Genomic DNA, 12,519 nt, shown 5'->3' on the forward strand with positions numbered 1-12,519 from the left:
TGGTGTAAAAGAGTCATCTGTGGCTTAATTTGTTTAGACACAAATTTTTACTGCTAGCAGGGTAATCACGATGACAAATAGACCTCCTTCCGAACCGGAGTCATCTCAAAAAACTGCCCTTGGCTTTGATGAATTTATAGCCATTCTGGTTGCCTTCACCACTATCGGAGCGATTCTTTTTTGGTCATTGTCTCGCAGAGATTCTAGCTGGAACTTAAACGGGCTGCTGTTGCCTTCATCTACTCCGTCTCCTAGTGTTCGACCAAATCCAGTATTGCCCTCTCCTACTGCCAAGGTAGAACCTTATACAGTCCCCAACAACGTTTTGCCCTATTCTTCACCGGAAGTTGTTGTTGAACCCAAGACACCTTCATTTCCAACTAACAGCGCAACTCCTTACCGGGCAATGTTACCATCTATTCTGGTAATTCCAACTCAATCCCCACAACCACAAACACCTGTATCTCCTCCAACAGAACTTGAGTCATCACTCAAATCATCAGCGTTGCCTTTAGTAACTCCGGCAAGACCAAAATCAATCATTCCGCCACCAATTGCATTTAACGATGTGCCCAATGACTTTTGGAGTCGGCGTTTTATAGACGTTCTTTCTGCCCGTGGGATTCTCAAAGGTTTTCCTGATTATTCTTTTAGACCAAATCAGCCTGTAAACCGCGCCGAGTTTGCTGCCATACTAGAAAAAGCCTTTGACCAAGAACCGTCTAAGACTGCGATCGCATTTCAAGATGTACCAACAAAATTCTGGGCAACTTCAGCAATTGACCAAGCCATCAGTGCGGGATTTCTCAAGGGCTACCCGAAAAAAACCTTCAAACCACAACAAAATATTTCACGAGTGCAAGTTTTAGTTGCCCTTGTCAGTGGGCTGAATTTAAAAGCACCCACTTCTCCAAATCAGATTATTAGTGTTTATAAAGATGCTAAAGACATTCCGCCTTATGCTATCGCCAAAATCGCTGCTGCTACAACCAATGGTCTAGTAGTTAACTATCCAAATCCCCAAGTCCTCGATCCCAACAAAGTAGCTAGTCGGGCGGAAGTGGCGGCGATGATTCATCAAGCTTTAGTCAAACGGGGCAAACTGTCGGCAATTACATCTCCTAATATAGTGCGATCGTCGCCCAAAATATCTCCAGAACTTCCACAGAGTCCAAAAAAAACCACCCCAAAAGCTAAATTGACCACCGGAGGTTCGCCTCAGCAATAATTACTAATTCGTAATTAAACCAAGGATCGTAGGAAGCAACTTCTACGAGTACTAGCGTTATGGGTGTAGTTTTGATATTACAAATTGTTAAAAATTTCGTCAGGAATTTTGAGAGAAGTCTGAACGCCGACTTCCGGCATTCAGACTTCATGATTTGGAATTAGAGCTTACTTCTACACAGGAGCAAGCTACGCGTAGCGTCTGTCTACGACACGCTGCGCGAACGTAGAGAAGCAATAATTAGATATTAAGCTTCTGGAATTTGTTTACCGACAACTTGTGATTTAAGAGTGGTGATTTCACTAGTTAACTCTTTCCTGGTTGAGGCTTTGAGTAAATAGCGGTAAACAAACCAGGCAGAGTAACCAATACCGATCAGCTCAAAAGTAGGAGCTACCAAAGGGATATCATTCAAAGCATCTAATATTGCCAAGAGTACTTTAACGGCAACAATTGATCCTACAATTAAACCAACTGTTACCAGGGGTTGCTTATATTGATTAAAGAAGCTTCCCAAATAATCTGGTAATGTTGCTAAAAAGGTAGAAATTTGCTCTCCGTATTTTACCCATTCGTCTTGAGGCTGTGCCGGAGGCTGGAGTTTAGTGATAGTTCCCGTTTGGTTGTTGATCTCTGCCACTGTAGTCTCTTTAGATGCGGTTTCGGTAAATTCTTGTTCTGGCATTTTCACTCCTATTAATTTGACAGTTGAGTTTTTCTAATCTGGATAATTACAACCAAAAGGTTGTTGATTAGGTAATGTACTTGCGAATCAGTACAATTTGGTGAAAGGCACAAAAAGATTTTAGTGTCCTATAACCATACTTGCCCCATACTATCTACTGCATCAACTACAAGGTAGACAGTCAGTAGGAGGATAGAACTCAAAAGGTAGCAGGATGTATTATAATCAACTTCCTGAGTTCTATTTTTGGAATCAACTGGAATCCTCAGGTTGTGATTATCCCATTCCGTGTCATTTGCTCATAATCGTACTAAATCTAAGTACAAATCATGCAAAAATCACTCCACTTCTCATTTATATAAGCCTAGAAGCCGATTTTAGCCGATATTAAAGCTATCTTAAGCCGCGTTCGTCAATTAACGCATTCGTATTGATATTAATACGTAATAAAAATTTTTCTGTGTTCATATAGACTAGACTTATAGGCTGTTTTATGATATAAGTGCCTGGGATTAGGGAGACAAGGAGTTAACAATTCAAAATTCAAAATTCAAAATTCAAAATTAAAGACACTTCAGACGGGGATTTAAACCCCGACTGAAATGGGTGCTACATGTAGATTGCAGGTTCTTAAACCCTTTAATTTACGATAAACAAAACTCAGCACTCTTTTGCCCCATCCCTAATCCCCAGGAAGTATCAAACGTTTTGTTTTTCTCCTGATTGTATTAATTTTATAAGGAAGCAATAAGGTAGAGTAATGGCGTAGGCGATCGCAAGAACTCATTGCTTGCTATCAACCGCATATTGTGGAAAGTAGTGTAGTAGGGAAAAGACGCTCTCAGGAGGGTTTTTAGTGCAGGAAACTATATCGTTGCTCCTAAAAAAAGTAAATTCTATTAGACTTAGTAATTATACTTATAAAATTAGTTGTAAAAATTACTTATCTTATCTAAGATGATACTAATTATCTAGCAAGCAATGATTTGCTCTTGCGATAAAAGAAGATAATGTAGATGTTAATGACTAAATTAAGGTATTTTAACAATCTAGACTAATTTGATTATTTTTGCGGGAAGGCAAGGAGGTTTGAGAAATGCCAACTCAAAAGCCAACCCCTATCTACAACAGTTCAGAAAGCAAAAAAGTGTCAGCCGAAGAGCCATCGACAGACGAACTCCCAACTATAGAATTTCCTTCACGAGGGAAACTCAAAGCTAGTTCTTGGCGTATCCATCAAAAAATTGGCTATGGGTACTTTGTAGCTATTGGAATTGGCTTTTTTGGCTCACTGACTGGGTTAGTGATTGCTAATTACTACCGGGGAAGGGAAGTTAGACAATTCAATCAAGCTTATGAACAAGGGCAACTACTGAGTAATTATAAAGATGCAGTAGTAGGGGCGCAATTACATAGTTCTAACCTAGTTGCTGTATTAGAAAATTCACAACAACTGCAAAACAAAAAAGCTGATTTTCTGAAGAATGTTGAAAAAGCCAAGCAACTAGAGTCAAAAATTGGCGGATTTCTCGATAGTAAACCTAAAAGACTAGCAGCAACAAGTTCGACTTTACAGACGTTATTGCTGGATTACAAAAATAATTTAAATGCCTACGTTGACCAAATCGAGGTCGTCTTACAGAAAATTGACTCTCAAAAAGTGCAGCCTCAGCAGATTTCCTCTGCCCGATCGCAGTTATTAACAATAATGCGTGGCGAAACAGCCATGCAACTAGATCAGCTTTCTCAAAGCTTGACTAACATCCTGCAAACTGCTGAAGATCAAGAGCAAGAAAGGCAAAGAGCCGTTGAGCAGGCGAGAATAGTTGAGCGATTTATCGTGATTGTGAGTATGTTGGTTTCGGTAGCGATCGCAGCTATTGTAGCTTGGCGTACCAGTCGAGCGATCGCTGAACCAGTGATCACTGTAACCCAAGTAGCTGAACAAGTTGCCAGGAAACATAATTTCGATTTACGAGCGCCCGTTACAACTGAAGATGAAATTGGCCTACTCGCCAAATCTCTAAATCATCTGATTGAGCGAGTATCTCAGCGAACAAAAGAACTACAACAAGCTAAAGAATTAGCCGAAGCTGCTAGCAAGGCAAAAAGCGTATTTTTGGCCAACGTCAGCCACGAATTACGCACACCATTAAATGCTGTCATCGGCTTAAGCCAACTTCTAGAAGACGACGCTACCGATCTTGGTTTATCGGCAGATTTTATCACAGATTTAGAAACAATTAACGCTGCTGGTAAGCATCTACTGCACTTGATTAACGAAATCCTCGACTTGTCAAAAATCGAAGCGGGGAAAATGACCCTGTATCCTGAGACATTTGAAATTGCAACGCTGATTCATAACGTTGTTCTCACAGTCAAACCAGCTATAGAAAAAAATGCCAATGTTTTAGAAGTGGATTTTGATGAGCAACTTGGCACCATGTATGCCGATCAAACTAGGATGCGGCAGGTATTGTTAAACTTACTCAGCAACGCCAGTAAATTTACTACAAACGGCAAGGTGACGCTGACAGTTAACAGAGAAAAGGATGAATTTCGACCGGAGGCTCCTTTAGGCAGCATTATTTTCACTGTCACCGACACAGGTATCGGTATGTCTAACCGTCAACAGCAGCAGTTATTTCAACCTTTTACACAAGGTGATACCTCAACTACGAAAAAGTATGGAGGTACGGGACTGGGGTTGGCAATTAGCCGCCACTTTTGCCAGATGATGGGTGGTGAAATTATTGTCAAAAGTCAGCCGGGAATTGGCTCTACTTTCACTATTCGTTTGCCAATGACTGTGCAGGATTGAGGGTATTGGAGACTGGGACATAGGTTATTCCCCTCATCTCCCCTTACTCCTTTCTCTTTTCACCTAATCATAAGAACCCCACCCCCGCCTGCGGGGAGGGGTTGGGGATGGGGTTCTTTTATTATGGGTAAGCACCCGGACATGATATCAGTGAATAGCAAAGAGTTTTTCAGATAGGAATCAGAGTCTCCAAGAATTTTTGAATTTTGAATTGTTTAATTATTAATAATCCTCTGCCGAATTAAGTAATAATAGTCACTCTCCCGGTATCTAAATCGTAACGACCCCCGACAATTTTCAATTTGCCCGACTCCACCTGCTTAGTTAAAAGCTTCGATCGCTGCAATCGTTCAATTTGATATTGCACATTTGCCACCACAGCGTTTTCAACTGCATCACCCGGCTGATCCTTGACCCTTTTCAGAGCTGGCTTAATTGCCTTAACAAAAGTACTAATATCACCGGGTAATGATTCCTTTTGGACAGCGGCGGTTACTGCGCCACAACGCTCATGACCCATCACCATCAGCAGCGGAGAACCTAATAAGACAACTGCATATTCAATACTGCCGATCGCTTCATGTGTGGCAATATTTCCGGCAATCCGAACATCAAAAATGTCCCCAATGCCTTGATCGAAAACAATTTCTGCGGGGACTCGTGAATCCGCACAACTAAGAATAGTTGCAAATGGATGTTGAGCTTGAGCAACTTCGTGCAGCCGCAGTTCAGATTGATCGGGGTATTGAGGATGGTGCTGAATAAATCGCTGATTTCCCTCGATCAGCTTTTGCAAAGCTGCATCGGGAGTGAGGGATTCAGTGGAAGTTGAGGGAATTTCGGCAGCTTTAGCCTGTTCTACCCGCCAGAGTAAATCGCTGGCAGATAGCATCATCCCAAATGCCCCGGTCATTCCCAACTTCAAAAAGTCACGACGTTCCATGAAATGCTTCATTGAATTTATAACTCTCTTAAATCGACGCGATACATCTGACAGAGCGAATTTCCATCACATCGGAAACGTAGCAAGTACCTCCGAACTTATTCAGGAGTGGTCTGATATTTTCGACAACACGCTTGAGTTCTTCTGGCATACAAAATGCGAGGATGTAAACATTATCAAGCATGGTCATGTCTAAATCTTCTGTCGTTCCTCGTAATCCTTTACCAACAACATTTCTAATGACGGCGTGGTTATGTACACCTGACTTGTCTAAATTATCTAAAATTTTGGCAAGCTCAAAGGAGTTGGCGATAATTTCTATCTTTTTAACTACGTGCATATTATTACCTCCAGAATAGGTTAATTCCGTAGAGATATAGCGGAATTCCCACAATAATATTGAACGGAAATGTGACTGCTAGAGCGGTAGAAACATATAGGCTGGGATTTGCTTCGGGAACAGTCATCCGCATCGCTGCTGGCACAGCAATGTAAGAAGCGCTAGCACACAATACAGCGAATAACAGCGAATTTCCCTGAGGCATACCGATGAATTTGGCGATCGCTAACCCAATGCCTGCATTGAGTATAGGAATTAGTATGGCAAATAAAATCAGGAAAACTCCGGTTTTTTGCAAGTCTTTAATTCTTCTGGCAGCCACCAGCCCCATATCCAATAAAAAGAAGGTGAGAATGCCATAAAACAACCCTTGAGTAAAGGGTTCTAATACGTGCCAACCACGTTCTCCTGTCAAGACACCGATTAAGAGGCTACCGACTAGTAGAAAAACTGAACTATTAAGAAATGCTTCTTGCAAAACTTCCGACCAAGCAAACTCTCGCTTTTCATCGGCGGTGAATATACTCACCAAGATCAGACCAACAATGATCGCCGGAGATTCCATCAGGGCAAGAGCTGCTACCATGTAACCATCATACTGAATACCAAGCTCAGTTAAAAAAGCGCCGGCAGTGATGAAAGTGACGGCACTGATAGAACCGTAGGTTGCTGCGATCGCCGCAGCATCGTAAGTATCCAGTTTCCACTTCAGAATAAAAAAGGTGTAAATTGGCACAAAACAAGCCATCAACATTGCTGCTGCGAGTGTTAGAATTACTTCCTGATTCAGTCCGCTTTTGATTAGTTCTACCCCTCCTTTAAAACCAATAGCAAACAGCAAATACAACGAAAGGAGTTTGGGTACTGGTGGGGGAATTTCCAAATCAGACTTGACAAAAACAGCAGTCATGCCTAAAAAGAAAAACAAGATTGGCGGATTCAAAATGTTGGATACAATTAAGCTAAAATCCATATCCACCCCTCTTTATACTGGTAAAACCTGCAATTAAAGAAATTTTTCATCTTTAAAAATTTAACGGTTCAATGATGATGTATCGTGTATTGTTACCTAATGTCAATTGGGTACTCAAGGAGTGAATAGTCCGATTTGTGACTATACTCTCAGTTAGATATGTACAGCGTTTTGCAAGCAAATAAACCACGGTCTAGGAAACATTTTCATGTCCCCACGAAAACGTATTGGGGCAATTTATTAGTTTAATTGCTCCTAGTGTTGACAACAGAACAAGTTAGAGCTTGCTCATCATGTTTTGATGTTTGATTCCCCGTGGCTGATTTTACGACACAACGCGCAGGAATAACTAGTGGCTAACTTTTCTACGTAGAAAAGTTAACGTATTGTCAGGGCAATTATGAATTGCCACAACACAAACTTTGTCTAAATCCCAGTATTTTTTGATTTACAACAGTTTTGTAAATCCTGCTTGCTCAAAATGCCGGTCAGATGTAAAGGCTTGAGTAATCCCCTCCTGTGTCATCACCGCAAAGCTAATACAGTCAGTTAGTCCCCAATCTTTATCAGGACGCTGGCTGTATAACATCCAACCTTCATCCAGCAATTTTTGGTCGAAAGGGATGATTTGCACACTTTTTAAAACTCTCAAACTGTTGATGAAAGCAACTGTCTGAATACGGCTGACTGGTGTACACAGAGCATCTGCAACCTCCAATAGTACAAACTCTGTTGTCACCAAAGGCGTTTCTAAGCGCAGAAGTCTATCCATTACCTCATTTGCCTGGTGATGAAGATTATCCCTAACATTAAGAAGAGCAATCCAGGCAGCTGTGTCTACAAAAACTTTCGTCAAGGTTATGATTCTCGCTTTGGCATTCCATAGAGATAATGGTCATGCTGCTGTGCCAAATCGCTAATATCTGTATCAACTGCACAGTTTTTAATCAACTGCCTTAGTTTATCCCAATCGGAGTCTTCTGGCGTTGCTGGCTCAGGTGTGGGGTTTTCTTCGACAAACACAATTATAACTGACTGCCCCTCATGCCCTTCAATTGGTTCGTTAGGATGAACTACACCGTTTTGGAATGTGCCTTTGACTGACAGCATAGCTTTTTCTTACTTCTACATAAATCATGATACAGTACCATTCTGGTTAAGAAGATTGCCACACAATCTTTGTTGACCAAGTTTCGTTAGGATGTTGTAATCTGGGCAATAGCGACTTTCTATTGATGTGACCCCAGGCGTAGACGTAGCCCGTCGGAGACATCGCTTTTTCACATCTATGACAACAACCATCGACTTTCTCAGTCACCTTAACCCTAGTCAACGCCAAGCTGTCGAACATTACTGCGGCCCGTTGCTAGTTGTTGCTGGCGCAGGTTCCGGTAAAACACGAGCGCTGACTTATCGCATTGCAAATCTGATTCTGAAACATCGTGTCGATCCAGAAAATATCCTGGCGGTTACTTTTACCAATAAAGCCGCGCGGGAGATGAAAGAACGGATTCAACGGCTGTTTGCGGAACAACTGGCGATGAAACAACACGGTCAGCGGTTGGATTTGTTGACAGAATACCAACAAACGCTACTGCGATCGCAAGTTTACAAAAACACGATCAAAGACTTATGGTGTGGCACTTTCCACAGTCTGTTTTCTCGCATTCTCCGTTTTGATGTTGAAAAATACGTAGACGAAAAAGGACGCAAGTGGAATCGTAATTTCTCTATATTTGATGAATCAGATGTTATCAGTCTGATCAAAGAAATCGTTAATAAAGAGCTAAATTTAGACGATAAGAAATTTGACGCTCGCTCTGTTCGCTACGCTATTAGTAACGCTAAAAACCAAGGTTTATCGCCCCAAGAATTTGAGCAAGATCAACCCAATTATCGCGGACGGGTAATCGCCCAAGTTTACAATTTATATCAAGATAAGTTAGCACAAAACAACGCTCTTGACTTTGACGATCTTATTCTTGTACCTACGAGATTATTTCAACAAAACGAGCAGGTATTGGGTTACTGGCATCGCAAGTTTCGCCATATTCTCGTAGATGAATATCAGGATACTAACCGCACTCAGTATCAACTTATTAATTTATTAGTTACTAACGGCGAAACCAAAAAGAGCGAATGGCAATGGGAAAATCGCTCAGTTTTTGTTGTCGGCGATGCGGATCAATCAATTTACAGCTTTCGGATGGCAGATTTCACCATCTTGCTAGGATTTCAGGAAGACTTTGGCGATGGTTTGGTAGATGATGACACCCGGACGATGGTTAAGCTAGAAGAAAACTATCGTTCTTGTGAAAACATTCTGCAAGCGGCTAATGAATTAATTGAAAATAACACCCAACGTATTGATAAAGTCCTGAAAGCGACGCGGGGGACGGGCGAACAGATTACTTGTCACAAAGCCGATGAAGAACTTGCAGAAGCGGCATTTGTAATTAATCAAATTAGCACTTTAGAACAGCAAAATCCAGAGTTAAACTGGGGTAGTTTTGCCATACTTTATCGAACGAATGCCCAATCTCGCCCCTTTGAAGAATTGTTGGTGAAATATCAAATTCCTTACACAGTTGTGGGGGGAATGAGGTTCTACGATCGCAAAGAAATTAAAGATGTCGTTGCTTATTTAAGAGCGATAAATAACCCAGCTGATACAGTCAGTTTATTACGAATTATTAATACTCCCCGGCGGGGAATTGGCAAAACCACTATTGACGCTTTGATGAACGCATCTCAGCAATTAGGGACAACTTTGTGGGAAATACTCAGCGATGAAACATCAGTTAATACGTTAGCTGGACGGGCGACAAAAGCTGTAAATAACTTTGCCGCAACGATTAGCCGTTGGCAAGGACAAGTCGCCACGCTTCCCGTAACAGAGGTTTTGCAAGGAATACTAGAAGATTCTGGTTACGTTCAAGACTTGATGAATCAAGGCACAGATGAAGCCACAGATCGGGTACAAAACGTCCAGGAACTTTATAACGCCGCGCTGCAATTTCAAGAAGAAAATGAAGAAGTTTCTCTGCGAGACTTTCTAAGTAGTGCTGCCCTCAGTTCCGATTTGGATAACTTAAAAGAAGGACAGACAGCCGTTTCTTTAATGACTTTGCACGCTTCCAAAGGTTTGGAATTTCCCGTAGTATTTTTGGTGGGATTAGAACAGGGGCTATTTCCCGGCTACCGTTCCCTAAGCGATCCTGCATCTTTGGAAGAAGAACGCCGCTTGTGTTATGTGGGGATTACTCGCGCTCAAGAAAGGTTATTTTTATCACACGCGCGGGAACGCCGTTTGTATGGTTCGCGGGAACCTGCGATGCGATCGCAATTTCTCGACGAATTACCAGAAGAATTATTATCTACCAAACGCGCGAGTCGTCAAAGTTATACCAAAAGTGCCTCTACTCCTAATGGGAAACAAGACTCAACCCAGAATTGGCAAGTAGGCGATCGAGTATTACACAAAACTTTTGGTCTTGGTGAAATCACTCATGTTTTCGGAACGGGTAATAAGATGTCTGTAGCAATTAAATTTGCCAGTTTGGGACAAAAAATTGTTGACCCAAGAGTAGCACAGTTGCAACGAGTAGAGTAAGAGGTATATAAACGACCAGATAGACTATATTTTGATGGTGCGTTGCTACATAACAAGCTGTGTCAACTACAGAAAAAGCATTTATAACTCCAGAACGTGCTGGACTAACTAAAATTTGTTCATTAATAAGTTAGAAAGGAGTTTTAGTTAATAAAACTCCTTTCTAACTTATCATTTTTGGACTTTTTATAATTAATCATTAAATTGATTAAATCCAACTTTAGTTTTACTTATCTAAAAACGAGTTAGTTGTAACTAAAACACCAACATTTATAAGTTGAGCTTAAGTTGTATTCACTCCAGATTCTTCTGAACTTATCAAAGGATGAGTTTTTGTAACTTGTTGTCTTTCATATTTCAATTTCTTTAAAGTGTTCAACAGTAGGAAATGGCTCATAAAAATGATGTAGAAGTTTTTTCCACTCTTGATACTCAGCAGAATTTCTAAATCCTACAGTATGAGATTCTAAAGTTTCCCATCTGACAAGTAATAAATATTTACCTTGGACTTCTATACATTTATGCAATTCATGGGATAAATATCCGTCCATTGAGGAAATAATTTTAGAAGCTTTTTTGAAAGTAGCTTCAAAATCGAATTCTAGACCAGATTTGACATTAAGAATAACTGCCTCAAGAATCATAAAGTTTTGTGGTGACAATTGGACTAATGTTATTTAGTATAATTTTAAGCATAATTACTCATAAAAATGTAGGCATTAACTTTGTTTTTGAAGATGCACTGATGTTCTAAGCAAACCTTTCAATAAATTATATGTATTTTAAAAAGTAGGAAAAGTGGGAAAAGTAGGTTATTTTATTCTAATTATTAAATATTCATGAGATCAGTGGTACTATACTTCTTGCTTGATCAATCAAACAGAACTTATTTTAAAAGCACTTACTTTTAAAACAAGTTCTGTTTGGGCGCGATATTTCCTAAAAATGCGTGTTCTGTATTTCAGGCATTGCTATTAAAAAAGGCTATTAAATAGACGAGAAAAGCTTGGATTTTCTCAGATATTTACTATGGAATAAAGTCAGAACTACAAAGTTTTTTAGACATTCCATACAAATTTTAGTAGGCATAAATTCGGTTATTTTTTAGGCTTCATCTTTGTAGGCGAATTTTTTTGTGTGAAGTAACAAAACCGATCCAGCATCAAACTTAACAGAGGGGCTTTGACGATGAAAATACAAAACCTATTTACAAAGGTTTTCTGGTTGACATTAGTTTTTATCACAATCATGGTTGTGACTATTTTCAGGTTAAGTCCTAGTTTGGCTCGCTCCACGACAACACCGCTAGTTCCAATACCAGCAGCGGAAGTGGCTATAGCTCATAATTCAGCAGGAAGGTCTCTCTATAACAGATTAGGAGGCTACAACGCAATTGCCGCAGTCATTGACGATTCCGCAGGAAACATATTTGCTGACCCATTGATTGGTAAATACTTTATTGGCTTGAGTACCAACTCAAAACAGCGCCTGCGTGAGTTGCTAATAGCTCAATTCTGCCAAGCAGCAGGTGGTCCTTGTGTGTATACTGGGCGGACTATGAAGCTTTCTCATAGTGGAATTGGTGGAGGTCTCACCAATGGTGAATTTTATGCTTTTGTTAATGATATAGGCCTAGCCCTTGATAAAAATGGGGTCAAGCAACCAGAGAAAAACCAAGTGTTGGCATTTGCCAATAGTCTTAGAGACCAGATTGTTGAAAAGTTATAGACAGGGGTGACGAAAGATAGTTGACCCAAAAGTAGCGCAGTTGCAACGAGTAGAGTGATAAAATCGCAGAACCCCGACTTATTTGAGAAGTCGGGGTTCTTGTTTTGTATATTGCAATTTTTTCAAAGTGTTCAACAGTCGGAAATAGTTCATAAAATTAAGTTAATGTTACTTAGTTTAATCTGAAT

11 protein-coding genes are annotated in these 12,519 nt (G+C 40.5%); 4 read left to right on the forward strand and 7 right to left on the reverse strand.

The genetic code is table 11. From position 1 onward, the window contains the following. Window positions 1-70 precede the first annotated feature (70 nt). A complete protein-coding gene (locus V7K84_RS01590; protein ID WP_334835721.1) occupies window positions 71-1,228 on the forward strand; it encodes an S-layer homology domain-containing protein in 1,158 nt (385 codons plus the stop codon). 247 nt (window positions 1,229-1,475) lie between these two features. Here the strand turns inward: V7K84_RS01590 and V7K84_RS01595 are convergent, their stop codons facing one another. Next, complete coding sequence (locus tag V7K84_RS01595; RefSeq protein WP_099102215.1) at window positions 1,476-1,913, reverse strand: CAAD domain-containing protein; 438 nt, start codon at window positions 1,911-1,913, stop codon at window positions 1,476-1,478. Window positions 1,914-3,009: 1,096 nt separating this feature from the next. Between V7K84_RS01595 and V7K84_RS01600 the strand changes: the two genes are divergently transcribed. Beyond that, a complete protein-coding gene (locus V7K84_RS01600) occupies window positions 3,010-4,734 on the forward strand; it encodes a sensor histidine kinase (RefSeq protein ID WP_334835724.1) in 1,725 nt (574 codons plus the stop codon). A gap of 241 nt (window positions 4,735-4,975) precedes the next feature. Here the strand turns inward: V7K84_RS01600 and V7K84_RS01605 are convergent, their stop codons facing one another. The 5 genes from V7K84_RS01605 to V7K84_RS01625 all read right to left on the reverse strand — a co-directional run bounded on the left by V7K84_RS01605 (window position 4,976) and on the right by V7K84_RS01625 (window position 8,100). Then, window positions 4,976-5,677: a carbonic anhydrase gene (locus tag V7K84_RS01605; RefSeq protein WP_334835962.1), complete on the reverse strand. Its 702-nt coding sequence runs from the start codon at window positions 5,675-5,677 to the stop codon at window positions 4,976-4,978. Window positions 5,678-5,705: 28 nt separating this feature from the next. After that, window positions 5,706-6,017: a P-II family nitrogen regulator gene (locus V7K84_RS01610; protein WP_334835726.1), complete on the reverse strand. Its 312-nt coding sequence runs from the start codon at window positions 6,015-6,017 to the stop codon at window positions 5,706-5,708. Between the two features lie 4 nt (window positions 6,018-6,021). After that, the gene (locus V7K84_RS01615; protein ID WP_334835728.1) at window positions 6,022-6,990 is read right to left on the reverse strand and encodes a sodium-dependent bicarbonate transport family permease; all 969 of its coding nucleotides are present in this window, start codon (window positions 6,988-6,990) and stop codon (window positions 6,022-6,024) included. A 448-nt stretch (window positions 6,991-7,438) separates the two neighbouring features. Continuing rightward, window positions 7,439-7,846 carry a type II toxin-antitoxin system VapC family toxin gene (locus tag V7K84_RS01620; protein WP_334835730.1) on the reverse strand — a complete coding sequence of 136 codons (408 nt, stop codon included), beginning with the start codon at window positions 7,844-7,846 and terminating at the stop codon, window positions 7,439-7,441. 2 nt (window positions 7,847-7,848) lie between these two features. Continuing rightward, entirely contained in the window at window positions 7,849-8,100 is a 252-nt protein-coding gene (locus V7K84_RS01625; RefSeq protein ID WP_334835732.1) for a hypothetical protein, read from the reverse strand. Between the two features lie 178 nt (window positions 8,101-8,278). Between V7K84_RS01625 and pcrA the strand changes: the two genes are divergently transcribed. Then, entirely contained in the window at window positions 8,279-10,603 is a 2,325-nt protein-coding gene (pcrA, locus tag V7K84_RS01630) for a DNA helicase PcrA (RefSeq protein ID WP_334835735.1), read from the forward strand. A gap of 350 nt (window positions 10,604-10,953) precedes the next feature. On the opposite strand, the gene V7K84_RS01635 is transcribed toward pcrA, so the two are convergent. Then, window positions 10,954-11,247: an antibiotic biosynthesis monooxygenase family protein gene (locus V7K84_RS01635; protein WP_334835738.1), complete on the reverse strand. Its 294-nt coding sequence runs from the start codon at window positions 11,245-11,247 to the stop codon at window positions 10,954-10,956. Window positions 11,248-11,791: 544 nt separating this feature from the next. Here V7K84_RS01635 and V7K84_RS01640 point away from each other — a divergent pair. Then, complete coding sequence (locus V7K84_RS01640) at window positions 11,792-12,331, forward strand: group I truncated hemoglobin (RefSeq protein ID WP_334835740.1); 540 nt, start codon at window positions 11,792-11,794, stop codon at window positions 12,329-12,331. Window positions 12,332-12,519: the final 188 nt, after the last annotated feature.

It is taken from the genome of Nostoc sp. (genome assembly GCF_036917315.1).
Classification (GTDB): domain Bacteria; phylum Cyanobacteriota; class Cyanobacteriia; order Cyanobacteriales; family Nostocaceae; genus Nostoc.

Bases quoted from the DNA above. Each gene is read 5' to 3' on its own strand.
- V7K84_RS01590 (WP_334835721.1), top strand. From the start codon at position 71: ATGACAAATAGACCTCCTTCCGAACCGGAGTCATCTCAAAAAACTGCC.
- V7K84_RS01595 (WP_099102215.1), bottom strand. From the start codon at position 1,913: ATGCCAGAACAAGAATTTACCGAAACCGCATCTAAAGAGACTACAGTG.
- V7K84_RS01600 (WP_334835724.1), top strand. From the start codon at position 3,010: ATGCCAACTCAAAAGCCAACCCCTATCTACAACAGTTCAGAAAGCAAA.
- V7K84_RS01605 (WP_334835962.1), bottom strand. From the start codon at position 5,677: ATGGAACGTCGTGACTTTTTGAAGTTGGGAATGACCGGGGCATTTGGG.
- V7K84_RS01610 (WP_334835726.1), bottom strand. From the start codon at position 6,017: ATGCACGTAGTTAAAAAGATAGAAATTATCGCCAACTCCTTTGAGCTT.
- V7K84_RS01615 (WP_334835728.1), bottom strand. From the start codon at position 6,990: ATGGATTTTAGCTTAATTGTATCCAACATTTTGAATCCGCCAATCTTG.
- V7K84_RS01625 (WP_334835732.1), bottom strand. From the start codon at position 8,100: ATGCTGTCAGTCAAAGGCACATTCCAAAACGGTGTAGTTCATCCTAAC.
- pcrA (WP_334835735.1), top strand. From the start codon at position 8,279: ATGACAACAACCATCGACTTTCTCAGTCACCTTAACCCTAGTCAACGC.
- V7K84_RS01635 (WP_334835738.1), bottom strand. From the start codon at position 11,247: ATGATTCTTGAGGCAGTTATTCTTAATGTCAAATCTGGTCTAGAATTC.
- V7K84_RS01640 (WP_334835740.1), top strand. From the start codon at position 11,792: ATGAAAATACAAAACCTATTTACAAAGGTTTTCTGGTTGACATTAGTT.